The sequence below is a fragment of the Sanguibacter inulinus genome (genome assembly GCF_013415325.1).
Lineage (GTDB): Bacteria > Actinomycetota > Actinomycetes > Actinomycetales > Cellulomonadaceae > Sanguibacter > Sanguibacter inulinus.
Genome location: NZ_JACBYE010000059.1, coordinates 1 through 23,095 on the forward strand (window position 1 = coordinate 1; position 23,095 = coordinate 23,095).

22 protein-coding genes are annotated in these 23,095 nt (G+C 70.5%); 12 read left to right on the plus strand and 10 right to left on the minus strand.

What is annotated here, in order from left to right:
- Positions 1 to 493 (plus strand): MarR family winged helix-turn-helix transcriptional regulator (locus HZZ10_RS16750; protein ID WP_218928902.1); only part of this gene is annotated, 493 nt, incomplete at its 5' end.
- A gap of 6 nt (positions 494 to 499) precedes the next feature.
- Positions 500 to 1,399 (plus strand): 3-methyladenine DNA glycosylase, encoded by a 900-nt coding sequence (locus HZZ10_RS16755; protein WP_179914380.1) that lies wholly within the window; start codon positions 500 to 502, stop codon positions 1,397 to 1,399.
- Positions 1,400 to 1,526: 127 nt separating this feature from the next.
- Here HZZ10_RS16755 and HZZ10_RS16760 read toward each other — a convergent pair whose 3' ends face one another.
- Both HZZ10_RS16760 and HZZ10_RS16765 read right to left on the minus strand, forming a co-directional pair.
- Complete coding sequence (locus HZZ10_RS16760) at positions 1,527 to 2,987, minus strand: alanine/glycine:cation symporter family protein (protein ID WP_179914381.1); 1,461 nt, start codon at positions 2,985 to 2,987, stop codon at positions 1,527 to 1,529.
- A gap of 105 nt (positions 2,988 to 3,092) precedes the next feature.
- Positions 3,093 to 3,632: an alanine:cation symporter family protein gene (locus HZZ10_RS16765; RefSeq protein WP_308507607.1), complete on the minus strand. Its 540-nt coding sequence runs from the start codon at positions 3,630 to 3,632 to the stop codon at positions 3,093 to 3,095.
- An 867-nt stretch (positions 3,633 to 4,499) separates the two neighbouring features.
- Here HZZ10_RS16765 and HZZ10_RS16770 point away from each other — a divergent pair.
- A complete protein-coding gene (locus tag HZZ10_RS16770; protein ID WP_179914382.1) occupies positions 4,500 to 5,201 on the plus strand; it encodes a hypothetical protein in 702 nt (233 codons plus the stop codon).
- Between the two features lie 232 nt (positions 5,202 to 5,433).
- On the plus strand, positions 5,434 to 8,043 hold the full coding sequence (locus tag HZZ10_RS16775; RefSeq protein WP_308507608.1) for a DEAD/DEAH box helicase: 2,610 nt from the start codon (positions 5,434 to 5,436) through the stop codon (positions 8,041 to 8,043).
- Between the two features lie 272 nt (positions 8,044 to 8,315).
- Here HZZ10_RS16775 and HZZ10_RS16780 read toward each other — a convergent pair whose 3' ends face one another.
- Entirely contained in the window at positions 8,316 to 9,173 is an 858-nt protein-coding gene (locus HZZ10_RS16780) for a PhzF family phenazine biosynthesis protein (protein WP_179914383.1), read from the minus strand.
- Between the two features lie 117 nt (positions 9,174 to 9,290).
- Between HZZ10_RS16780 and ybaK the strand changes: the two genes are divergently transcribed.
- The gene (gene ybaK / locus HZZ10_RS16785) at positions 9,291 to 9,803 is read left to right on the plus strand and encodes a Cys-tRNA(Pro) deacylase (protein WP_179914384.1); all 513 of its coding nucleotides are present in this window, start codon (positions 9,291 to 9,293) and stop codon (positions 9,801 to 9,803) included.
- A gap of 117 nt (positions 9,804 to 9,920) precedes the next feature.
- Here the strand turns inward: ybaK and HZZ10_RS16790 are convergent, their stop codons facing one another.
- Positions 9,921 to 10,628, minus strand: coding sequence for an SDR family oxidoreductase (locus HZZ10_RS16790; RefSeq protein ID WP_179914385.1), 708 nt, complete (start codon positions 10,626 to 10,628; stop codon positions 9,921 to 9,923).
- 110 nt (positions 10,629 to 10,738) lie between these two features.
- Between HZZ10_RS16790 and HZZ10_RS16795 the strand changes: the two genes are divergently transcribed.
- A complete protein-coding gene (locus tag HZZ10_RS16795; RefSeq protein WP_179914386.1) occupies positions 10,739 to 11,173 on the plus strand; it encodes a MerR family transcriptional regulator in 435 nt (144 codons plus the stop codon).
- Positions 11,174 to 11,189: 16 nt separating this feature from the next.
- Here HZZ10_RS16795 and HZZ10_RS16800 read toward each other — a convergent pair whose 3' ends face one another.
- Both HZZ10_RS16800 and HZZ10_RS16805 read right to left on the minus strand, forming a co-directional pair.
- Positions 11,190 to 11,582, minus strand: coding sequence for a YccF domain-containing protein (locus HZZ10_RS16800; RefSeq protein ID WP_179914387.1), 393 nt, complete (start codon positions 11,580 to 11,582; stop codon positions 11,190 to 11,192).
- Between the two features lie 134 nt (positions 11,583 to 11,716).
- Positions 11,717 to 13,330, minus strand: coding sequence for a DUF2079 domain-containing protein (locus tag HZZ10_RS16805; RefSeq protein WP_179914388.1), 1,614 nt, complete (start codon positions 13,328 to 13,330; stop codon positions 11,717 to 11,719).
- Between HZZ10_RS16805 and HZZ10_RS16810 the strand changes: the two genes are divergently transcribed.
- The 5 genes from HZZ10_RS16810 to HZZ10_RS16830 all read left to right on the plus strand — a co-directional run bounded on the left by HZZ10_RS16810 (position 13,320) and on the right by HZZ10_RS16830 (position 16,977).
- Positions 13,320 to 14,201, plus strand: a complete 882-nt coding sequence (locus HZZ10_RS16810; RefSeq protein WP_179914389.1) for a YggS family pyridoxal phosphate enzyme — start codon at positions 13,320 to 13,322, stop codon at positions 14,199 to 14,201. The two genes, HZZ10_RS16805 and HZZ10_RS16810, sit on opposite strands and share 11 nt — an antisense overlap.
- Positions 14,202 to 14,245: 44 nt before the next feature.
- Positions 14,246 to 15,037, plus strand: coding sequence for a hypothetical protein (locus HZZ10_RS16815; RefSeq protein ID WP_179914390.1), 792 nt, complete (start codon positions 14,246 to 14,248; stop codon positions 15,035 to 15,037).
- A gap of 364 nt (positions 15,038 to 15,401) precedes the next feature.
- Positions 15,402 to 16,319, plus strand: coding sequence for a CPBP family intramembrane glutamic endopeptidase (locus HZZ10_RS20115; protein ID WP_179914391.1), 918 nt, complete (start codon positions 15,402 to 15,404; stop codon positions 16,317 to 16,319).
- Between the two features lie 9 nt (positions 16,320 to 16,328).
- Positions 16,329 to 16,523: a helix-turn-helix transcriptional regulator gene (locus HZZ10_RS16825; protein ID WP_179914392.1), complete on the plus strand. Its 195-nt coding sequence runs from the start codon at positions 16,329 to 16,331 to the stop codon at positions 16,521 to 16,523.
- Positions 16,510 to 16,977 carry a hypothetical protein gene (locus tag HZZ10_RS16830; RefSeq protein WP_179914393.1) on the plus strand — a complete coding sequence of 156 codons (468 nt, stop codon included), beginning with the start codon at positions 16,510 to 16,512 and terminating at the stop codon, positions 16,975 to 16,977. Before HZZ10_RS16825 ends, HZZ10_RS16830 begins: the two co-directional genes overlap by 14 nt.
- Before the next feature lie 162 nt (positions 16,978 to 17,139).
- Here the strand turns inward: HZZ10_RS16830 and lplAB are convergent, their stop codons facing one another.
- The 4 genes from lplAB to HZZ10_RS16850 all read right to left on the minus strand — a co-directional run bounded on the left by lplAB (position 17,140) and on the right by HZZ10_RS16850 (position 22,781).
- Complete coding sequence (gene lplAB, locus HZZ10_RS16835; protein ID WP_056130991.1) at positions 17,140 to 18,189, minus strand: lipoate-protein ligase LplAB; 1,050 nt, start codon at positions 18,187 to 18,189, stop codon at positions 17,140 to 17,142.
- Between the two features lie 304 nt (positions 18,190 to 18,493).
- A complete protein-coding gene (gene cimA / locus HZZ10_RS16840; RefSeq protein ID WP_179914394.1) occupies positions 18,494 to 20,083 on the minus strand; it encodes a citramalate synthase in 1,590 nt (529 codons plus the stop codon).
- 369 nt (positions 20,084 to 20,452) lie between these two features.
- Positions 20,453 to 21,577: a branched-chain amino acid aminotransferase gene (locus tag HZZ10_RS16845; protein ID WP_179914395.1), complete on the minus strand. Its 1,125-nt coding sequence runs from the start codon at positions 21,575 to 21,577 to the stop codon at positions 20,453 to 20,455.
- A 160-nt stretch (positions 21,578 to 21,737) separates the two neighbouring features.
- A complete protein-coding gene (locus tag HZZ10_RS16850) occupies positions 21,738 to 22,781 on the minus strand; it encodes a 3-isopropylmalate dehydrogenase (protein ID WP_179914396.1) in 1,044 nt (347 codons plus the stop codon).
- A 101-nt stretch (positions 22,782 to 22,882) separates the two neighbouring features.
- On the opposite strand from HZZ10_RS16850, the gene HZZ10_RS16855 reads away from it, so the two are divergent.
- The coding region (locus HZZ10_RS16855) for an antibiotic biosynthesis monooxygenase family protein (RefSeq protein WP_179914397.1) at positions 22,883 to 23,095 on the plus strand (213 nt) is incomplete at its 3' end.

Below are 23,095 nucleotides of genomic sequence, written 5' to 3' on the forward strand. Positions count from 1 at the left end.
GACCCACCCCGACGAGAGCCCCGCGACGGATCGGCTGCTCGAGGCCCTCACCGCCTACGGCACCACGTACGCGCAGGTCGGCCGAGAGTTCGCGGCGGGTGCAGGGCTGCACACGACCGATGCGACAGCGCTGGTCGAGATCCTCGGCGCCGAAGAGCGCGGTACCCCTCTCACCCCCGCACGGCTGAGCGAACGGATCGGGCTGAGCTTCGGCGCGACGTCGAGCCTGCTCAACCGCCTCGAGACGGCGCACCACATCGAGCGCAGCCGCGGCCACGCGGACCGGAGGATCGTCACGCTGCACTCGACCTCGACCGTGCACGAGGTCGCCGACAGGTTCTTCGACCCGCTCGGCGAGCGCATCACCGCGCTGCTCGAGCCGTACTCGCAGGACGAGATCGAGCAGCTCACCCGCATGCTGGCCGGGATCCGCGAGGTCATGGAGACCTACGCGACCGAGGCGGACCACGCACGTACGACGACGCAGGGATAGACCGCCGTGCTCACCCAGACCGCCCTCGCCCACGACACCTGGGCCCCGCTCGCCGCGGCGCACGCCGAGCACGCCGACGCCCTCACGGCTGGCTGGCGCTCGCGCCGTCTCGCGGGCGAGAAGCACGAGATCGACGACTTCCTCTTCACCTACTACACGACGCGCCCTGCGCAGCTGCGCCGCTGGCACCCGGGTGCCGGTGTCACCCTGCACGACGCCCCGGGCGGCACCGAGGCCTTCGCCGAGCGGGCCACCTGGCGCTGGTACGAGGCGACGCCGGACGGCGGTCTCACCGTCGACGTCCCGACCTTCCTCGCCGACCGTGGGTCGACGGTCCGCTACGTCCGCTCGCTCGTCGCGGCGACGGCCGGGCGCCCGACGAACGTCGGCTGCTTCGGGCTGCACGAGTGGGCCATGGTCTACAAGCAGGGCGAGGACACCCGGCACATGCTGCCGCTGCGGCTCGGGGCCGAGGGGACCGACGCCGTCGTCGAGTCGCACCAGATCCGGTGCACGCACTTCGACGCCTTCAGGTTCTTCACCCCCGAGGCCGTCCCGCTCAACCGCCTCCAGCCGACGCGCGACGACCAGCCCGCCCTCGAGCAGCCGGGCTGCCTGCACGCCGGCATGGACCTGTTCAAGTGGACCAACAAGCTGGTCCCCGCCCTGCCGAGCGACCTCGTGCTCGACTGCTTCGAGCTCGCCCGTGACATCCGCCTCCTCGACATGCAGGCCTCCCCCTACGACGTCTCCCGCTTCGGCGAGGAGGCCGTGAAGATCGAGACACCCGAGGGCAAGGCCGAGTACGCGCGGCGTCAGCGCGAGTTTGCCGAGCGCGGTGCTCCGCTGCGCGCCCGCATCGTCGAGGCCTGCGACGCGCTGCTCGACGGAGCCGACCGAGCCTGAGGGCTGGCGCTACGGCCACCGTCACAGTGCGGAGCGCCGCCGCCGAGGGTGCTGGCGGAGCGTCGCGCAGCCGCCGGGTCAGGCGCCTGGCCCGCGCGGTCGGCCATGTCCGGCCAGACGTCGTCGCCTAGGACGTGGTGTCCTGAGGCACCGACTCCTGAGCCGGCCACACGTCGCCCGGGAGCTTCCCCGGCATGAACCGGTTGCCGTCGACGAAGTCCTGGACGCCCGAGCCTGAGCGCAGCTGGTGCTCGTAGTCGCGGAGCGCCCCGAAGGCCCACCTGCCGAGGAGCGCGATCGCGACGAGGTTGACGATCGCCATGAAGGCCATCGCGACGTCTGCGAGCGCCCACACCACCTCGAGGCTGAGCAGGGCTCCGGCTCCGACCGCCGCGAGGACGAGCACGCGCAGGACCGTGAGCCCACGGCCACGGACCCCGAGGAACTCGAGGTTGCCCTCGGCGTAGGAGTAGTTGCCGAGCACCGAGGAGAAGGCGAAGAAGAACACGAGGACCGTCATGAGCGGGGTGGTCCAGGTGCCGAGGGACTCGGCGACGGCGTTGGCTGTCAGCGCGGCGCCGCTGGCCTCGGTCGTCGTGCCCGGGTCGTAGACGGTCGGTCCGGCGACGAGGATCATGAAGGCGGTCGCCGAGCACACGATCATCGTGTCGACGAACACGCCGAGGGACTGCACGAGACCCTGCTTGGCGGGGTGGCTGACCGTGGCCGTCGCCGCGGTGTTGGGGGCGCTCCCCATCCCGGCCTCGTTGGAGAAGAGCCCGCGACGGACGCCGTTGAGCAGCGCCGCGAGGATCCCGCCGGCCGTCCCGGCCAGGGCTTCGTCGATCCCGAAGGCTCCCTCGACGATCTGCAGGAGGACACGCGGGATCTCGGTGACGTTGAGGGCCACGACGACGAGGGCCAGCAGCACGTAGACGAGGGCCATGATCGGGAGCATGATCCCGGCGACCGAGGCGATGCGCCTGACGCCGCCGAAGAGGACAGGGGCCGCGAGCGCCATGAGGCCCACGGCCGTCCAGGACGCGTCGACGCCGTGACCGGAGCTCAGCGCGTCCGAGATCGTGTTCGCCTGGACCATGTTGAACGCGAAGCCGAAGGCGAAGATCAGCAGGACGGCGAAGAGCACGGCCGCAGGCCGGGAGCCGAGGCCGCGCTGGATGTAGTAGGCCGGGCCACCGCGGAAGCTGCCGTCTGCCGAGCGGACCTTGAACAGCTGGCCGAGCGTCGCCTCGATGAAGGCTGTCGCCATGCCGAGCAGGGCCACCATCCACATCCAGAAGATGGCTCCGGGCCCGCCGAGGGTCAGGGCGATCGCGACACCGACGATGTTGCCCGTGCCCACCCTGGACGCGAGACCGACGCAGAAGGCCTGGAACGACGAGATCCCGCCGTCGGCGTCGCCGCGGGAACCTGCGACCACCCGCCACATCTGCCGTGCGAGGCGGACCTGGACGGCCCGGGTACGCACGGTGAAGTAGATCCCCGCACCGACGAGCAGCGCGATGAGGATGTACGTGTAGAGGAAGTCGCTCACCGGGACGATGACTGCGTTCCTGAGGTTCTCCATGAGCGGTGCTCCTCGTGCGGGGTCGGGCAGGCTGACAGATCACCGGAGCGTACCCCCGACAGGCTCGGGAGGCAGGTCGTGCACCCGGCGGTGGTGCCCAGAGGGTCAGCGCCACTCGGTGACCCTCGGCGCCCATACCGCCCCAGGCAGGTCACCGGGCAGGAACCTGTTCTCGTGCCCGACGAACCTCTCGGCGAGGGTCCCGGTGCGCATCCGGTGCTCGTAGTCGCGCAGCGCGCCAAGCACCCAGCGCAGCGGCAGCGTGCAGGCGGTGAGGTTCACCAGGGCCATGCTGACCATGGCGATGTCGGCGATGTCGGCGGTGTCCCACACGAGCTCGAGGCTCAGCACGGAACCTGTCGCGACGGCCGCGAGGACGAGGACGCGGAAGGCCGCGACACCTTGCGCCGAGCGGATGCCCAGGTAGGTGAGGTTCACCCCGACGTAGGCGTAGTTGCCGAACAGCGACGTGAAGGCGAACACGAAGATGAGCAGCGTCATCAGCGGGGTGGCCCAGGGGCCGGGCGCGTCGGTCACCGCGAGCGTGGTGAGCGTGGCGCCTTCCGCGTCGGTCGTGACCCCGAGTTCGTAGACGGCGGATGCGGCGAGCCCGCCGTGAGCACCACCGCGGGACCTGACCACCACCTGCCACATGTGCCGGGCGAGCCGGACCTGGACGGCGCGGTGCGCACGGTGAAGGAGGTGTGCCGAGCCCGACGAGCACGTACACGAGCACGTAGGTGTGGAGAAATCTGCTCACGGGGTCGATGAGGGCTGACCTGAGGGCGCCCATCACACGTCCGTCCGTCGTCGGCTGGGCAGTATGGCCGAAGCGACCGACTTTACCTTTTACGCCTGATCCGTTAAGATAGTCACCAGTGCGGCTCTTTGACTGGTCATTCACTATGCCGGGCATGGGCGCAGGACCGCGGGCTGAGCATTGACCCGGCACAGGAGGAGACACTCGTCGAGCTGGACTCCCGCTAGCAGCTCGCCCCCAGCACCCCCCGCGGGCTCGCGGACGTCACTCGTGGCCTCCGTGGTCCGTGACAGCACACCTTGCTTGGACCGGCCTCATCCGCACCGGGGAACGGGTGATTCTCGGCCAAAGCCCTCTTACCGACGCCCGAGCGGTCAACAGGATAGCTAGACGGAAGCGGACCTCATAGACGAAGAGCCAGCAGTGCCGTATTCGCCCGGGTGCCGTGCCGGGATGCGGCGGGGTGCACCGTCGGGCTCCTCGCGCGCTCGGGACACCGACCGCCGATGCCGCAGACGACGACGGGGCGTCGTTCGTCGACGATCCGAGCGGAATGCCGCGGCACTCCGAGAAGGACGTCCGTGGCACCTGGAGATCGAGCTCGCGGCCGGTCGGGTCTTCTGGTGCGCGCTGAGCCTCGCACTCTTCATGGGTGCGACGAGAGCGAGGAAGGCACCGACCGGTAGCAGCCCGGCCGAACCACGATTTTCCAACCTGCGTCGTGTGACGCGACAACCATGAAAGTGGGAAGCATGTCCAACCTCAAGTTCGCTCCAGGCGAGACCACCGTCCGGGCCGCAGCCTTCAGCCCATCGGTGACGATGTTCTGGCTCAAGACCGAGATCGCGGCAACCAACACTCGCGTGGTCACTCGTGCGCCCAACACGCTCCTCGGTGTCATCCCGCTCGGCTACCGTGACAACGCTTACCCGCTCTCCAACGTCGCCTCGGCTGGCGTCGACGTGAAGTTCTCACTCGGGCGCGGCCTCTTCGGTCTCTTCCTCGCGTTCGTCGCCTTCGGCCTGATCGACAACCCGCTCGGCTGGATCCTCCTGCTGGTCGCCGTCTCGATGGTGCTGAACGCGGTCAACGCGACCCTGACCATCCAGAACAACGGCGGTGCTGTCAGCGGTGTCAGGGTCTCGGTCCTGGAGAGGGCGAAGCTCGAGCAGCTTCGCGACGACATCAACAACGTCCTCTTCACCGACCAGGCCGGTCTCCGCCACGGTGAGATGATGGACACCTCGCGAGCGGCCCTCCAGGCGCAGCAGGCCCAGGCCGCCATGATGGCCCAGCAGCAGTGGGCACAGCCGCCGGTCCCGCAGCCCGGTGCCCACCAGCAGAACGCCCAGCCGTCGGTCCCGCAGCCCGGTCCCCAGCAGCAGTGGGCACAGCCGGCGGTCCCGCAGCCGCCTGTCCCGCAGCCAGGCAACCAGCAGCCCGGCAACCAGTAGTAGGCCGACCCAGGTCGGCCCGAGGCGCCCTCGCGTGCGAGCGCGGGGCGCCTTCGGCGTGGCTGGCATGTGCCGAGCTCGGTGCCGCCGTCCTCGAGCCACGCCTGCGGCCTCGCGCGCCGGTGCACCCACCACCCGCGCAGCGCGCCTCTCGTCGGAGCCGACCGTCCGGCCGACCGGCCGCGGGGGTCGGCCGCAGCAGCAGCACGGCGAACCTGGGACACTAGACCGGGTGACCTCCACGACGCCGTACCAGATCAGCCTCCTCGACCACATCCCGCCCGCCGTGGGCGGTGCCGCACCGGACCCGGACGAGCTGTTCCAGGGCTTCGCGTCGTGGGCGCAGGACAAGGGCCTGAACCTGTACCCCGCGCAGGAAGAGGCGCTCATCGAGCTGGTCTCGGGCTCGCACGTCATCCTCAGCACCCCCACGGGCTCGGGCAAGTCCCTCGTAGCCACGGGCGCGCACTACGTCGCGATGGCCGAGGGCAAGCGGTCCTTCTACACGGCTCCCCTCAAGGCGCTCGTGAGCGAGAAGTTCTTCGCCCTCGTCGAGGTCTTCGGCTCCGAGAACGTCGGCATGATGACGGGTGACTCGTCGGTCAACCCGACGGCCCCGATCATCTGCTGCACCGCGGAGATCCTCGCGAACATCGCCCTGCGCACGGGCGGGGTCGACGCTGAGGACCCGGGTGTCGACCAGGTGGTCATGGACGAGTTCCACTTCTACGCCGACCCTCAGCGCGGCTGGGCGTGGCAGGTGCCGCTGCTCGAGCTGCCCAAGGCGCAGTTCTTGCTCATGTCGGCGACCCTCGGTGACACCGAGATGTTCCGCACCGACCTCGAGGAGCGCACGGGCCGCACAGTCGCGGAGGTGACGAGCGTCGACCGCCCGGTCCCGCTGAGCTTCAGCTACGTGGTCGAGCCCCTCGGCGAGGTCATCGAAGACCTCGTGCACACGCACCGCGCCCCGGTGTACGTCGTGCACTTCACGCAGAAGGACGCCGTCGACCGCGCCCAGTCGCTGCTGAGCACCAACCTCGCCAGCAAGGAGGAGAAGGCGGCGATCGTCGAGGAGCTCGGTGACTTCCGCTTCACCTCGGGCTTCGGCAAGTCCCTCAGCAAGTACCTGCGCGCGGGGATCGGTGTGCACCACGCCGGCATGCTGCCCAAGTACCGCCGGGTGGTCGAGCGCCTCACCCAGAAGGGTCTGCTCAAGGTCGTCTGCGGCACCGACACCCTCGGCGTCGGCATCAACGTGCCGATCCGCACCGTGCTGCTGACGAGCGTCGTGAAGTTCGACGGCGAGCGCATGCGTCACCTGACCGCCCGCGAGTTCCACCAGATCGCCGGGCGGGCCGGGCGCGCGGGCTACGACACCATGGGCGACGTGATCGTCATGGCGCCCGAGCACGTCATCGAGAACCGCAAGCTCCTCGAGCGGGCGGGCGACGACCCGAAGAAGCTCAAGAAGATCGTCCGCAAGAAGGCGCCGGCCGGTGCCGTCAACTGGACGGACAAGACCTTCGAGCGGCTCCGCGACGCCGACCCCGAACCGCTGACCAGCCACTTCACGGTGAGCCACGCCCTCGTGCTCAACGTGCTGGCCCGCAGCACGAAGGCGAGCGGCGACCCTGTGAGCGCCATGCGTCACCTGCTCACCGCGAACCACGACTCGGAGCAGAACAAGGCCGCGCACGTGCGCCAGGTCTTCCGCATCTACCGCTCGCTGCGCCAGGCGGGGATCGTCGAGAAGGTCTCGGACGGCAAGGGTGGCTACACGGTCCGTCTCACGGTCGACCTGCCGCGCGACTTCGCGCTCAACCAGCCGCTCTCTCCCTTCGCGCTCGCCGCCCAGGACCTCCTCGACCCCGACTCGCCCACGCACGCCCTCGACGTGGTCTCGGTCATCGAGGCGACCCTCGACGACCCGCGCCAGGTGCTCTACGGCCAGCAGCGCGCCGCCCGCGGCGAGGCCATCGGGGCGCTCAAGGCCGAGGGCTACGACTACGAGGAGCGCATGGCCGCCCTCGAGGACGTCTCGTGGCCCAAGCCCCTCGAAGAGCTGCTGACCGCGGCCTTCGAGACGTACAAGAAGACCAACCCGTGGGTCGCCGACCAAGAGCTCTCGCCGAAGTCCGTGGTCCGCGACATGGTCGAGCGGGCCATGACCTTCGCGGAGTTCGTGTCGAAGTACCAGCTCGACCGCACCGAGGGTGTCGTCCTGCGCTACCTCGCCGACGCGTATCGCACCCTGCGCCAGACGGTGTCGACCGAGCACAAGACCGAAGAGGTCGAAGACCTCGTCGAGTGGTTGGGCGAGCTCGTCCGCGGGGTCGACTCGAGCCTGCTCGACGAGTGGGAGCGGCTGTCGAACCCCGTCGACGACGACGCCGACACCCTCACCGGTGACTCACCGCTCAACGGGACGTCCGTCGAGGCGCCGGTCCGCCCGGTCACCGGGAACGTCCGCGCCTTCCGCGTGCTGCTGCGCAACGCGATGTTCAAGCGGGTCGAGCTCGCCTCCCGCGAGGCGTACTCGACCCTCGGCTCCCTCGACGGCGCCGACGGCTGGGACGCCGACGCGTGGGCCGACGCCCTCGACCCGATGTTCGAGCACTACGGCGACGATGCGATCGGCTTCGGCCCGCAGGCCCGCTCCCCCAAGCTGCTCACCATCACCGAGGGTGTCGACGGCAACCCCCGGTTCTGGACCGTCCGCCAGGTCCTCGACGACCCCGACGGCGACCACGACTGGGCCATCACCGCGACGGTCGACCTGGACGCGAGCGACGAGGCCGGCGAGGTCGTCCTGCACGTGACGGACGTCGCGGCGATGTAGCGCGGGGACGCTGGACGCAGGACGGCCCGAGCCCCGCCGGCAGCCCTTCCTAGCGCCGAGGTCGCACCTCTGCCGTCGAGGTCGCACCTCTGCCCCGAAGTCGTACAGACACGCCAGATCACGCCGCCTGAGGGACGGATCCGGCGTGTACGTACGACCTCGGCGCCGCTGGTGCGACCAGGGTCTCGATCCTGCGACCTCGCGGGAGGGCAGCTCAGGGCCGCACCTCACCGGGCGCGGCGCCTCAGGCCTCAGGCCTCAGGCCTCAGGCCTCAGGCCTCGACGGTCCCGCGGATGCAGGTGACGGCGCTGCCGCCGACCCAGATGTCGGCGCCGTCCTGCTCGACGTGCACGCGGCCGTCGCGCTGGAGGGCCCAGCCCTGACCGGCCACATAGGTGCCGGGAAGTACGCCGAGCGGCACGAGCCACTGGGCGAGCCCGGCGTTGAGGCTGCCCGTCACCGGGTCCTCGGGGGCACCCTCGCCAGGGATGAAGGCCCGGACCTCGGCGGCGATGCCCTCCTTCCCCGGTGCCGACTCGGCGTCCCACAGCCCGACGACACCGAGCTTGAGGTCGTGCTCACCCATCACGGAGTAGTCGGGCTGCACGCGGCGCACGGTGTCGCCGTCGGCGAGCAGCACCCCGAGCCACCCGGGTCCGTTGTCGACCCACGCGAGGTCACGCAGGTCGCTCAGGTCTAGCCCGAGAGCGGCGGCGACGTGCTCGCTCGTGGTCTCGTCGACAGGGCCGGACCGGCGCAGCGGCGGCGCCGCGAAGGCGAGCCGAGACCCGTCGCGGCGGATCCGCACGAGCCCCACCTCGCACTCCTGCACGATGTCGACGCCCCACTGGCGCCCACCGGCCTCGAGCCACGCGTGCGCGCTGCCGAGCGTCGGGTGGCCAGCGAAGGGCAGCTCGCCCCGCGTGGTGAAGATGCGCAGCCTGTAGTCGGCGCCGGTCTCGCGCGCAGGGAGCACGAAGGTGGTCTCGGAGAGGTTGGTCCAGCGGGCGAAGGCCGCCATCTCCTCTTCGGTCATGCCGTCGGCGTCGAGGACGACCGCAACGGGGTTGCCCTGGTAGGGCACGGAGGTGAACACGTCGACCTGGGCGAAGTCACGGCTGCGAGTCATGACGCCGACCCTAGCCGTGGCGCTCGACCGCGGCCAGGTCCGCCCACCATCCGGCAGGACGACGCAGCCCCGGACGCTCAGGGCGTCGCGCCCGGTCAGAGGGGCTAGCGTGGAGGCATGTCGAAGCACGCGAAGAAGGACGACCACGCCGCCCACGGCGCCACCCCTGCGATCGTCGCGCTCGCGAAGGCCGGTGTCGTGCACACCGTCCACCCGTACGAGCACGACCCGTCGAGCGACCTCGGCTACGGCCTCGAGGCTGCGCAGGCGATCGGCGTCGAACCCGCGAAGGTTTTCAAGACGCTCATGGCCTCGGTCGACGGGCGCCTCGTCGTCGGCATCGTCCCGGTCGACCGCACGCTCGACCTCAAGGTCCTCGCGCACGCCGTCGGGGGCAAGAAGGCGACGATGGCCGACAAGGCCGACGCCGAGCGCGCTACCGGCTACGTCGTCGGGGGCATCTCCCCCCTCGGGCAGCGCACACCGCACGCGACCGTCGTGGACGCCTCCGCGCTCACCCACGACACCGTCTACGTCTCGGGCGGCCGCCGCGGGCTGGACATCGGCCTGTCGCCGACAGACCTCGTGTCGGCGACGAGCGCCACGACAGCCGACATCGCCCGCGACTGAGGCACCGCAGGCTGGACCAGCCAGCGCGCCCCACGCCGGCCGGTTCCGCGCTCCCCTGCCGGCACGGATCTGGGTCTCCTCACCGACCCGGCCGGGCACGTCACAGGCCGACCCGGGTCAGCCGGCGAGCATCGGCCCGTAGAGCTCCGCAGGGTCCCCCGCGAGTGCGGCCTTGACCATCGCCGCGGTGTCGTCGACGAGCACCTCGAACCGACCCGCGGCCAGACCGTCGAGCGACGCTCGGGCCACATCCCTCGGGTCGGTCTTCGGTCCGTCGTAGCCGGACATCATGTCGGTGTCCGCGGCACCGAGGTGCACGCCCTGGACGAAGGTCCCCTGCGCCGCCAGCTCGAGCCGCAGCGCGTTGGTCAGGCTCCACTCGGCCGACTTGGCGGCCGCGTACGCACCGTTGCCCGGTGAGACGAACCACGACAGGGCCGACAGGACGTTGACGATGCTCCCCCCGCCGTTGGCCGCGAGCACCGGGGCGAAGGCACGGACCACGTCCAGCGTCCCCCAGAAGTGGGTGTCCATGTGACGGTGGGCCTCGGCGAGATCCCCGGTGAGCAGAGGCGCGGACGTGCCGATCCCTGCGTTGTTGACCAGCAGCGTCACGTCGCTCGCGGCGCGGGCTGCCTCGTCGACGGACTCTCGGTCGAGCAGGTCGAGCCGGACCACCTCGACGCCGGGCGTCGACATCAGCTCGGGCTGGCGGGCCGTGGCATAGACCTTGCGGACCCCACGCTCGAGCAGCTCGGCCACGAAATGGCTGCCGATCCCTCGGTTGGCGCCGGTGACCAGGGCGGTGTGCTCAGACAGGTTCACGTCGTTCTCTCTTCGTCCAGGGGTGCGGCTCGGACGGGGCGTCGGCCACGTCCCGGTACCGTAAGACCTGACACCCGTGTCAGGTGCAAGCCCGTGACGAGGAGGACTCTGTGCGCATCGGTGACGTCGCCGCCAGGACAGGCGCGAGCGTGCGCTCGCTGCGGTACTACGAGCAGCAGGGCCTCGTCGAGTCCACCCGGACCTCTGGCGGTCAGCGCGACTACGCCGACGAGACCGTGGACCGTGTCCGTCTCGTCCTTCACTTCTACGCCGCGGGCCTGTCGAGCCGGACCATCCGCGGGATCTTGCCGAGCGTGGATGCCGGCAGCGCCACAGAGGACGCCCTCGAGCTCCTCGTCCGCGAGCGCGACCGCATCGCGGCCACGATCGACGACCTCACCGCCACGCTCGGACGCCTCAGCACGGTCATCGGTCACGCGGAGTCGAGCAGCCCGGACCTGTGCGCGGCGCACAGCGCGACGGACCTCGACGCAGCACCTCGGCGCCCGCTCAGGTCAGGACCGAGAGCCTCCCGCCCCGCCTGACGGGGACCAGCGCGGCTCAGTACCGCCCGAAGGGCCTGTCCGTCGAGACGATCTCCTTGCCCAGCGGCAGGAGCGAGATCGGGATGAGCTTGAAGCTCGCGATGCCCATGGGAATCCCGATGATCGTGATGCACAACGCGATCCCGGTGAGCAGGTGCCCGATGGCGAGCCACCACCCCGCGACGACCAGCCACACGATGTTCCCGATCGTCGACCACGCACCGGCGCCCGGGTGGTCGACGACAGTCCGACCGAAGGGCCACAGGACGTAGTTCGCCATGCGGAAGGACGCGATGCCGAAGGGGATGGTGATGATGAGGACGCAGCAGACGATGCCCGCGACCGCGTACCCGACGGCCATCCAGAAGCCGGCGAACACCAACCAGATGATGTTGAGGATCGTGTTCATGGTCTGAGCGTAGGCCCAGAGCCCTTCGCCGGCAGGGTCTCAGCGCCCTCGCCGCGAGATCCGCACCGCTCCCTCGCGGCTCCGCACGGCCCTACCGTCGCCCCAGCGCTCGTACCGGACCGCCGCGAGCCCCGTCAGCCCGCGGTGCGCTCGACGATCACGTACCCGTCCTCGTCGAAGACCACGGAGTACGTCGTCCCCGGGTAGGCCCGCTCGGCGTACTGCTCGACGTCGACAGGGGCGTTCCCGCCCCACGACAGCCTGTCGACGACCACGTAGTCGGGCCGCACGGACGGGTCCGTCGAGATCCAGTAGACCTCACGGTCCGTCGCGAGCTGGACGATGAGTCCGCGGTCGCTCGCCACGCTCGCACCGGCCGGGACCGCTGCGACGGCGCGCTCAGCCGCGGCGATCCGGTCGCTGCGCTCGTAGGTGGCGGGCGACCACAGGTCGCGGAACGGGAACTGCGTCACGAGGACCGCCGCGACGACGGCCATCGCGACAGGTGCCAGCCGGGCGTAGGTACGCAGCAGCTCGAACCTGGATGCGCGCAGGCGCACGATCCCGTCGATCGCCGCGGCGAAGAGGATCGGCATGAGGATGACGGAGTAGTGCCACGTCGTCCCCCAGTAGAAGACCGTCGACCCCGCGAAGCGCCACACGAGGGTGGGCACGGCGACGAGCGCGAGCGGCGACCGCAGCGCGACGAGGGCCGTGATGACCACGAGCATGACGAGCGTCTCGATCTTGACCGCAGGCGTCAGCAGCCCCGCGAAGGTGTCGAGCAGCCCCGAGACCGTGCTCCCCGAGCTCGCCGCCGAGCCGTCCTCGCTCAGCTTGCCCCAGTAGTCGTAACGGCCCTGCGGGTTGAAGAACGGGATGATCACCGTGAGCACCAGCACGAAGCCGACGGCGCCGGTCGCCGCGACGACCGCACCGAGCCGTCGCTGCCCGCGCAACCAGAGGACGACCCCGAAGGCAGCGACAGTCAGCCCGAGGTCTTCCTTGACCCCGAGCAGCAGGACGACCCAGATCGCGCTCGCCCGCCACCTCTCGGTGAGGAAGGCTGCCATGCCGAAGGCGAGGATCGGCACCGCGAGGGAGTACTCGTGGAACTGCACGTCGACGGCCGACTGGATGCCCCACGCGAAGGCGTAGGCGAAGCCGACGGCCAGCCCGGGCCACGCGCCGAGAAGGCGTCGCGCGACGAGCGTGATCGGCACGATCGAGACCGCGACGAGCACGCACTGCGCGACGAGCAGCGTCACGGGCGAGGGGAACAGGCGGTAGAAGGGTGCGAGCACCACGAGCAGCGGGGAGAAGTGGTCACCCAGCTGGTTGAAGTCCGGCCCCTTGATGGGCACGATCGGCGCACCGAGCCGGGCGTACCCGGCGACGGCCTGCTCGAAGATCGCGTTGTCCCAGGACGGGTTCTCCCACCTGTACCAGCGGGCCAGCGAGAGCGTGAGGTAGGCGGCGAAGGCCACGAAGGTCAGCAGCGTCACCGGCCAGTGGACGAGCGGGCCGCGCACGGCGGACCTCAGCACCCTGGGGACGCGGCCCTCCGGGAGCGCGCCAGGGTCGACGACCCGCCCGTCGGAGGCGTCGTCCCCACCGCCGGCTGCGGGCGCTCTGGGAGGAACCGCGGCCGGCTCTGTCCTCGGCTCGGCGGTCTGCTCGCGTTCGTCGTACCCGTGGTCCACCGGGACAGTCTGTCGCACGACCACGAGAACTACGATGCTGTCCATGCCCCCGACCTCCTCGACACCTCAGGCTGCGTCGTCCCCGGCCCACGCGACGTACGCCGACGCGCTGGCCCGTGTGCACGACCGCATCGAGCAGGCGCGCAGCGACGCCGGGCTCGGGTCGTCTGGTGTCAGCGACTCGGATGAAGCCACCTCGTCGGTCCGCCTGCTCCTGGCCACCAAGACTCAGGATGCCGCCGCCGTGCGGGCTGCGGTGCAGGCCGATCGCGCCGCAGGTCGCGGGTCGCCGGTCCTCGTCGGCGAGAACCGCGTCCAAGAGCTCACCGAGAAGGCACCGGCACTCGCCGACCTCGGGCTGACCGCGCACCTCATCGGCCCCCTCCAGTCCAACAAGGTGAACCACGTGCTGCGCGCTCTGGCCCAGCACGGCCGGGGCTGCATCGAGACCGTCGACTCGCTCGCCCTCGCCGAGAAGATCGGCAGCCGGGTCCTCGCCTCGGCTACCACGCACGCGTCCCCGGCCGGTGCCCAGGGCGGCGACCACCCCGAGCCCTCAGCGCCGTCCGCGAGCGCCGTGCTCGACGTCTACGTCCAGGTGAACGTCTCGGGCGAAGAGTCCAAGGCTGGCGTCTCCCCCGACGCAGCCGTCGACCTCGCGCTCGCTGTCGCCCAGGTGAGCGGTCTCAGGCTGTCCGGCTTCATGACGATCGGCGCACGGTCGACCGACGAGGGCCTGGTCCGGGCCGGCTTTGCCCGGCTGCGCGAGATCCGCGACGAGGTGATCGGCTCGGGGGCCTACGGGACCCAGGGCGCCCGGGAGCTGTCGATGGGCATGTCCCAGGACCTCGAGTGGGCCGTGGCCGAGGGTGCGACGATCGTCCGCGTCGGGTCGGCGGTCTTCGGGGCGCGCTGACTCTCACGTGCGGTGCGCCGGGCCCGGGCAGATAAGGTCAGACCATGAAGATGCCCTTCTCCCGCAAGCCCGCCGTCACTGCACTCCCGCCGGGTGTCACGGAGGTGTGGGACGCCGAGGGGAACAGCGTGGTCGTGCACCTGCCGTTCGACTCGAGCAGCCCTGACGCGAGCCTCGTCGCCGACACCCTGTCCGACGCGATCGTCGCCGTGGTGCGCTCGGTCCAGGCGGGCGACTTCGGCCACAGCATCCCGGAGGGCACCTCGGGCGCCGGCGTCCGGATCCAGGTCGACGCGACCACCCCGCTCGGTCCGCTCGCGAAGCGCAACGTCGAGATCCTGCAGGAGCGCCTGGGCCGGTCGATCCCGCTGTCTGTCGTCGAGACTCCGCTGCCGGTCGTCGTCGAGGAAGAGCCCGCTGCTGCCGCCGCTGTCACGCCTGCGGTCCCCGCGAAGCCCGTCGTCCGCGGCCCCGAGCCGAGCAAGGGTCTGGTGCCCGGGGTGTTCGTCTGGGACGAGGAGAACTCACGCCTGCGCACCGAGATCGTCGTGCTGGGCGAGACCGGGGCGGACGCCCAGACTCAGGTCGACCTGCGCCGCCTCGTCGAGCTGACCATCGCGTCGCTCGCGACCCCCGCGGTCCGCGAGCTGATCCCTGCCGACGCCCCCGAGGACTACGCGGTGTGGATCACCGTGGTCGTCAACGACGACGCTGCCGGCCCTCTCACCGAGAAGATGTTCACCGACGGCGAGGAGCAGTTCGAGGACACCCGCGTGGACTTCGTCGCGATGACAGAGTCCCGAGAGACCGTCGTCGAGATGCTCGCCGGACGCTGACCGCGATCCAGGTGACCGGCTGCCGGCCGACCTGTCGGTAAGGCCGGACTCGGGTCGGCTCGTCTCTGGCGGGTCGAGAAGGGCAGGAAGTAGACCCCGGTCTGACGCCAGCAGCATGCCTCCGGACGCCCCGGACCTCCCTGCAGGGAGGTCCGGGGCGTCTGTCGTCCTGCAGGCCTCGGAGGTTTTCAGCACCGGCAGGCGTGCTCGCGTCCTGTGCCGCGCGTCCTCCCTTGCTCTTGGTGCCCCGGGGTCGCAGGTCGCAGGTCGCGGGTCGCGGGGAGACAAGCACCCTTGACACCCGATTCGCAGTCAAGCATGCTTGACAGGAGTCAAGCTCCTTTGACACCTGAACGGAGTATCCGTGAACGACCTCGTCTCGCACCTCCAGTCGCTCGACCCACCCGCCGCCACAGTGGTCCTGCTCGCGGTCGCCTCGCTCGTGCTCGTCCTGCGCGAGCCCATCACAGGCCGACGCTCCTTCGCGCGGTTCCGCGTCGAAGAGGCAGCCGAGGGCGAACCAGCCCGGCTGCGCCACTACAGATCGTGGACGCTCCAGGGATGCACGTCCGCGATCCTGGCCGTCGCACTCGTCCTCGCCCTCCCAGGCGTGGGCCTCGCCGACATCGGCGCGCGCTGGCCGTCGTGGCCGAGCGGCGACTCGGTGGCCAGCAGCGCCGTGCGCGGGATGATCGCCGGCGTGCTGCTCATGATCGTCGTGGTCGCACTGGCGATGCTCGTCCGTAGGTGGCGCTCACGCCGCGCCGCGGCCAGCGCACCCACCGCCGCGGCCGCCTCAGTCGAGTCAGAGGCCCCCTCCGCGGGACCTCGAGGCCAGATGGCCGCCGTCCTGCCGATGCTCCCCAGGACCGCAGCCGGCCGGCGCGGATGGGCGATGCTCTCGCTGAGCGCCGGTGTCACGGAAGAGATCACCTACCGCGGCCTGCTCCTGCTCACGCTCGCGGTCGTCCTGCCGAGCGACGCCCCCACGGCCCTGCTCGTCACGGTCGCAGCCGTGTCCTTCGGGCTCGCCCACTGGTACCAGGGATGGACCGGGATCGTCAGCACGGGGATCTTCGGCGCTCTCATGGCCGGGCTCTTCCTCGTGACGGGCAGCCTCCTCCTGCCGATGGTCCTGCACACGCTCGTGGATCTCCGGGCACTGATGCTCCCGGTGCCTGCCGAGCCCGCGACGACGCGGATCGGCACCGCCGCCGACGGCGAGGCCACGGCCGGCACGACCTCCTCTGTCACCCCAGCACCCCGTCCAGACCCGAGCTAGGTGACCTGCATGCGCAACGACGTCCGCACCCTGCGCGAGGCCGCGGGGCTGTCCCAAGGGGCGCTCGGCACCGCCCTCGGTGTCTCCCGCCAGACCATCAACTCGATCGAGACCGGGAAGTACGACCCGTCCCTCCCCCTCGCGATCGCCATCGCCCGCCACTTCGCCACGACAGTCGAGGAGATCTTCCATGTCGACGCCTGAGAACTACCAGGACGGGCCCGGCTCGACCGCCCACGGAGCACGCGGCGGGTTCAGCCCCCGCGCCCACCACGTGCTGCTGCTCGCGACCGTCGGTCTGCTCCTGGCCATCGCGGGGACCTATGCCGCCTTCGACGACTGGGCGACGGGCGCTGGGGTCCTCTGCGGCGGAGGTCTTGTCCTCGTCCTGCTGTGGGTCGCCGGCCGCCGAGCCACCCGGAGGGGCGCCGACGCAGCGACCGCGGAGCGGGTCTTCTCCGGTCGAGGAGACGAGCGAGACACCCGCGTCTACCTCGTGACCATGTCGGTCGTCGGCTTCGTCGCCTTCGTGGTCAGCGCCCTGCTGCCCGCCGCCTCGGGTCTCGGCCTCGACGCGGACACCGCTCTGCGCGTCCTGCCCTACCTGCTCATCGCGACTGGTGTCATCACCTTCGTCGTCGTCGACCGCCGGACCTGAGGGTCGCGCCCGCACCTCGACCGCAGCACGCACCGCCAGCACAGAGACGAGTCGACCCCGAGAGCATCGCTCTCGGGGTCGACTCGTCGTGCGCAGCCTTGGCCCGCTGCGGCCCGCGCACGGCAGCTAGCCACAGACGCCGGCCTCTCGGTGCCGCGCCCGTCACGGCACGCGTGCGGTCCACTCCGTCGTGGAGAACTTCGTCTCGACGAGCTCGCGCGCTCGGGCCCACTCGGCCTCGGTGACGCTCCCCTCGACGGTCTCGTAACGTCCGCGGAAGTGCGCCTTGAAGGCCTCGATGACCTCCGCGCGGGACATGCCCGTCTGCGAGCGCACGGGGTCGACACGCTTGTTGGCGCTCTTGGTGCCCTTGTCGCTCATCTTCTCGCGGCCGATGCGCAGGACCTCGAGCATCTTGTCGGCGTCGATGTCGTAGGCCATCGTCACGTGGTGGAGCACCGCTCCCCCGACGAAGCGCTTCTGCGCGGCACCGGCGATCTTGCCGGCGGGCGACGCGATGTCGTTGAGCGGCTGGTACGTCGCGGCCACGCCCAGCTCGGCGAGGGCGCCGAGCACCCAGTCGTCGAGGAAGGCGTAGGACTTCTCGAAGCTCAGGCCCTCGACGAGCGAGCTCGGGACGGTGAGCGAGTAGGTGATGGTGTTGCCGGGCTCGATGAACATCGCGCCCCCGCCCGAGACTCGGCGCACGACGGTGATGCCGTGCTTCTCGGCGCCCTCAGGGTCGACCTCGTTCTTGAGCGACTGGAAGGAGCCGATCACCACGGCGGGCGCGCCCCACTCCCAGATGCGCAGCGTCGGCGGGCGGAGCCCGGCGTCGACGGACTCGGAGATCGCCTGGTCGAGTGCCATGTGCATCTCGGGGGCCTGCGGACCGTCGTGGACGATCTCGAAGGTGTGGTCGTGCCACCCCGTCGCCCGGCCGAGCGCGCGACGGGCCGCGATCGCGACGGCCTCGGGGCTGAAGCCCACGAGCACGGCTGTCGGGTCGAGCGTGCGACTGATCGACTCGGCGAGGGCCGCGACCGACGCGTCGACGGGCATGCCCTCGAGCGCCCTGTCGATGTCGGCGAGGGCCGTGTCGGGCTCGAGGAAGAAGTCGCCGCTGACCGCGACGTGCGCCAGCCGACCCTCCTCGACCTCGAGGTCGATCGCTACGAGCTTGCCACCTGGGACCTTGTATTCGCCTCTCACACAGGTCACCCTATGCCCACCGTCGACAGAGGCGAGGTGAGACCCCCGCCACACCACCTCCGCAGCGCGGACGCGGTGCGCCGATCCAGCCGGGACAGACCAGACCGGACGTCCAGCCCAAGCCAGCGAGATCGTGACTTCGGAGCGAGATCGTGACTCCCGAGGGTCGATCTCGCTCCAAAGTCACGATGTCGAGGCCGATGCCAGCCGCCCAGCCGCCGAACCGAACGACCGCAGCCATACAGCGATGACGCAGCTACCTCTGGTCCGCCAGCCTGTGTCTCCCTAAGAGCCGCCGCAGCCGTCAGCGCGGGTCGACCCCGGCGTGGATCAGGCCGTAGATCGCGGAGTCTGTCAGCGCCTCCCACGAGGCCTCGAGCAGGTTCGCGCCGACCCCGACGGTCGACCAGCTGCGCTGACCGTCCGTGGTCTCGATGAGCACCCGGGTGACCGCGTCGGTGCCGTGCATCTGGTCGAGGATGCGCACCTTGAAGTCGATGAGCTCGAAGTGCGCGATCTCGGGGTACACGGTCGCCAGCGCGAGCCTCAGCGCGTGGTCGAGGGCGTTGACAGGCCCGTTGCCCTCCCCCGTGACGACCTGGCGCTGCCCACCCGCCTGGAGCTTGACCGTCGCCTCGGACACCGGGACCGTGCCCCGGTGCCCGGTGCGCTCGACGATCGTCCGCCAGCTCTCGACGGTGAAGTACTGCGGACGCTCTCCACGGACCTCTTCGGTGAGCAGCAGCTCGAAGGAGGCGTCTGCGGCGTCGTAGGTGTAGCCGTTCGCCTCGGCCTCCTTGACGCGGGTGGTCACCCGCGTGAGCACCTCCCCCTGCCCCGCGAGGTCGAATCCGAGCTCTTTGCCCTTGAGCTCGATCGACGCGCGCCCGGCCATCTCGGAGATGAGCATGCGCATGTCGTTGCCCACGAGCGTCGGGTCGATGTGCTGGTACAGGTCGGGGTCGACCTTGATCGCGCTCGCGTGCAGGCCCGCCTTGTGGGCGAAGGCGCTCGCCCCGACGTAGGGCTGACGGGCGTAGGGCGAGATGTTCGTGATCTCGCTGATGGCGTGCGCCAGGCGGCTGGACTCTGCGAGCCCGTTCCCGGCGAGGAGGGTGCGGCCACCCTTGAGCTCGAGGTTGGCCACCACGGTGATCAGGTCGGCGTTGCCTGTGCGCTCGCCGTAGCCGTTCACGGTCCCCTGGACGTGCGAGGCTCCGGCGTCGACGGCCGCGAGGGTGTTCGCGACGGCGCACCCGGTGTCGTTGTGGGCGTGCATCCCGAGGATCGGGCCCTCGCCGACGGTCTCGCGGACGGCCGCGACGATCTCGCCGACCCAGTTGGGCAGCATGCCACCGTTGGTGTCGCAGAGCGCGACCACCTCGGCGCCGGCCTCGAAGGCCGTGACGGCCGCACGCCGGGAGTACTCAGGGTCGAACCTGTACCCGTCGAAGAAGTGCTCGGCGTCGACGACCACGCGGCGCCCCTCGGCGACGAGGAAGGACACGGTGTCCGTGATCATCGCGAGGTTCTCCTCGGGCGTCGTGCGCAGCGCCCGCTCCACGTGGCGGACGTCGAACTTCGCCACGAGGGTGATGACGGGCGCCTGCGACGCGAGGAGCGCGAGCACCTGCGGGTCTTCGCTCGCCTGCAGGCCGACCTTTCGCGTCGCGCCGAAGGCCGCGAGCACGGCGTTTCGCAGCGTGAGCTCCTTCTGCGCCCGGGCGAAGAAGTCGGTGTCCTTCGGGACCGCGCCGGGCCACCCGCCCTCGATGAACCCCACCCCGAGCTCGTCGAGGAGCGGTGCGATCGCCAGCTTGTCGGAGACCGAGAGGTTCATGCCCTCTTGCTGGGCGCCGTCGCGCAGGGTGGTGTCGTAGACGTGGAAGGTCACTCGTCTGCTCTTCTCTCGGTGTGTCACATGCTTCGGGACTGCTGGTACCTCTCGGTGCCCCTCCCCTCCGCCGCGCTCGCTGCCCGGCGGGGTGTGCCGGACAAACAAAAAACCCCCCGGGGTACGGGAGGTCTGCGCGTCCGGAGGAAGGAACCGGACGCGCTACATGATGAGGAGCGCAGTGCTGACGTGGTGTGTCACGCCTCACATCATGCCACGTCTGCTCGCAGAGTCAACTTCCTGTCCGCGATGTGCGACTGCCGTCCCGTCCGGGTCTCTCAGGCCCGACGGCCCCCCGTGCAGACAGCACGCTGCCCGGCGACGATCGCTCGTCGCCGGGCAGCCTGTCTGGTCACCTTGAAGGGTCGCTCAGACGAGGCGCGTCATCCATCCGTGCGGGTCCGCGACCCGTCCGGTCTGGATCCCTGTGAGCTCGTCACGGATCGACAGCGTGAGCTCGCCCGGTCCGCCGCCCGAGATGGTCGCGTCGAACTCCGCGCCCGCCAGCCGACCGATCGGCGTGACGACAGCCGCGGTCCCGCACGCGAAGGCCTCGACGATCGAGCCGTCGGCCAGGCCCTCCTGGACCTCGGTGAGCAGGATGCGCCGCTCGACCACCTCGTGGCCGCGGTCCTCGAGCAGCTGGATGATCGACATGCGCGTGACGCCCTCGAGGATCGAGCCGGAGAGCTCCGGGGTCTCGACCGAGCCGTCGGCACGGACGAAGAACACGTTCATCCCGCCGAGCTCTTCGATCGCCGTGTTGGTCGAGGCGTCGAGGAACAGCACCTGCTCGAAGCCGTGCTCGTAGGCCTCGATCTGCGGCTTGAGGCTGGCCGCGTAGTTGCCGCCGCACTTGGCGTCGCCGGTGCCGCCGGCTCCTGCGCGGTGCATGTCCTGGGAGACCCAGATCGACACGGGCTTCACGCCGCCCGCGAAGTACGGACCGACGGGCGAGGCGATGACGAGGAACTCGGCCTCGAGCGAGGGACGCACCCCGAGGAAGGCCTCGGAGCCGTACATGAACGGCCGCAGGTAGAGGCTGGCCTCGGCGCCCGAGGGCACCCAGGCGGCGTCGGCGCGCACGAGCGCGGTGATGGCCCCGAGGAAGTCCTGCTCGGGCAGCTCGGGGAGCGCGAGGCGACGGGCCGACCGCGCGAAGCGGGCGGCGTTCGCCTCGGGACGGAAGGTCCAGACCGAGCCGTCGGCGTGGCGGTACGCCTTGAGACCTTCGAAGATCTCCTGCGCGTAGTGCAGCACCGCACTGGCGGGGTCCATCTGGAGCGGCCCGTACTTCTCGACGCGGTGGTCGGCCCACCCCGTCCCGGCGGTCCAGGTGACCCTGGCCATGTGGTCGGAGAAGACCGTGCCGAACTTCGGGTCGGCGAGGAGCGCCTCGCGCTCCGCGTCGGGCAGCGGGGCGTCAGAGGGGCGGATGTCGAAGGACGCGGCGCGGGCTGCGGCGTCGGACGTCTGGTCGAGCGTGGAACTCATGGTGGTAGGCCTTTCACCTGGCGACCAGACGAGTTTCCCACGCCGCGCCCCGTGATGGGGCACGGCGTGGGAAGAGGCCGTCCGGTCTGCGGGGACGCACGTCCGGCGACGGGCGTCCGGTGGAGCAGTGGCGGTGAAGACGGCCGAAGGGGTCTGAGCGTCAGCCGCGCACGCGGTCTGCGAGCTCTGTGCCCACCTCGGCCGTCGACCGTACTCGCGCGCCGCGCTCGACGAGGTCTGCCGCGACGGCAGCCTCCACGCGACGCGACTCGTCGGTCAGACCGAGGTGGTCGAGGAGCATCGCGACCGAGAGGACTGTGGCCGTGGGGTCGGCCTTGCCCTGCCCGGCGATGTCGGGCGCAGAGCCGTGGACGGGCTCGAACATGGAGGGTGCGGTGCGGTCCGGGTTGATGTTCGCCGAGGCCGCGAGGCCGATGCCGCCGGTGATCGCGGCGGCCTGGTCCGTCAGGATGTCGCCGAACAGGTTGTCGGTGACGATGACGTCGAATCGCGACGGGTTCGTCGTGAGGAAGATGGTGGCGGCGTCGACGTGGAGGTAGTCCGTCGTGACGTCCGGGAAGTCGGCGTTGACGGCCTCGACGGTCCGGCGCCACAGGTGACCTGCGTGCACGAGGACGTTGTGCTTGTGCACGAGCGTCAGGTGCTTGCGGGGGCGGGCCTGGGCGCGGGCGAAGGCGTCGCGGACGACGCGCTCGACACCGAAAGCCGTGTTGACGGAGACCTCGTTGGCGACCTCGTGCGGTGTGCCGACGCGGATCGCGCCGCCGTTGCCGACGTACGGACCTTCGGTGCCCTCGCGGACGACGACGAAGTCGATCTCGCCGGGCTCGGCGAGGGGGGACTTCACACCCTTGTAGAGCTTGCCGGGGCGAAGGTTGACGTAGTGGTCGAGCGCGAAGCGCAGCTTGAGCAGCAGCCCGCGCTCGAGGACGCCCGACGGAACGGACGGGTCTCCGATGGCGCCGAGCAGGATCGCGTCGTGCGTGCGGATCGAGGCGAGGTCCTCGTCGGTGAGGGTCTCCCCCGTCCGGTGCCAGCGCTGCGCGCCGAGGTCGAAGGCGGTCGGTGAGATCGTGGTGCCGGTCCCGGCCAGGGCTGCGTCCAGGACGGCGAGCCCCTGCTCGACGACCTCGATCCCGATGCCGTCGCCTGCGACCACTGCCAGCTCGATGTTCCTCGTCATGGTCCAGAGTCTAGACACAGTCCCACGTGTCGGGATACGGATCTCGCGATGCGAACCTCACGCAGGTCACGGGACGGGCCGCCTGTGAGACGCTGAACCGCATGACAGTCGTGAAGATCAACGCCATCGACGTACCCGAGGGCTCCGGCCCCGAGCTCGAGAAGCGGTTCGCCGCCCGCAAGGGAGCCGTCGAGAACTCACCCGGGTTCCTCGGCTTCGAGCTGCTCCGCCCGGTCAAGGGCGAGACCCGCTATTTCGTCTACACCAAGTGGGAGTCCGAGGAGGCCTACCAGGCCTGGGCCGACGGTCCCGCC

Excerpts from the sequence above, each read along its gene's own strand:
- HZZ10_RS16810 (WP_179914389.1), top strand. The coding sequence starts at position 13,320 with ATGCTGTCCATGCCCCCGACCTCCTCGACACCTCAGGCTGCGTCGTCC.
- HZZ10_RS16805 (WP_179914388.1), bottom strand. The coding sequence starts at position 13,330 with ATGGACAGCATCGTAGTTCTCGTGGTCGTGCGACAGACTGTCCCGGTG.
- HZZ10_RS16850 (WP_179914396.1), bottom strand. The coding sequence starts at position 22,781 with ATGACGAGGAACATCGAGCTGGCAGTGGTCGCAGGCGACGGCATCGGG.
- HZZ10_RS16770 (WP_179914382.1), top strand. The coding sequence starts at position 4,500 with ATGTCCAACCTCAAGTTCGCTCCAGGCGAGACCACCGTCCGGGCCGCA.
- ybaK (WP_179914384.1), top strand. The coding sequence starts at position 9,291 with ATGTCGAAGCACGCGAAGAAGGACGACCACGCCGCCCACGGCGCCACC.
- HZZ10_RS16845 (WP_179914395.1), bottom strand. The coding sequence starts at position 21,577 with ATGAGTTCCACGCTCGACCAGACGTCCGACGCCGCAGCCCGCGCCGCG.
- HZZ10_RS16825 (WP_179914392.1), top strand. The coding sequence starts at position 16,329 with ATGCGCAACGACGTCCGCACCCTGCGCGAGGCCGCGGGGCTGTCCCAA.
- HZZ10_RS16800 (WP_179914387.1), bottom strand. The coding sequence starts at position 11,582 with ATGAACACGATCCTCAACATCATCTGGTTGGTGTTCGCCGGCTTCTGG.
- HZZ10_RS16815 (WP_179914390.1), top strand. The coding sequence starts at position 14,246 with ATGAAGATGCCCTTCTCCCGCAAGCCCGCCGTCACTGCACTCCCGCCG.
- HZZ10_RS16760 (WP_179914381.1), bottom strand. The coding sequence starts at position 2,987 with ATGGAGAACCTCAGGAACGCAGTCATCGTCCCGGTGAGCGACTTCCTC.
- HZZ10_RS16830 (WP_179914393.1), top strand. The coding sequence starts at position 16,510 with ATGTCGACGCCTGAGAACTACCAGGACGGGCCCGGCTCGACCGCCCAC.
- HZZ10_RS16780 (WP_179914383.1), bottom strand. The coding sequence starts at position 9,173 with ATGACTCGCAGCCGTGACTTCGCCCAGGTCGACGTGTTCACCTCCGTG.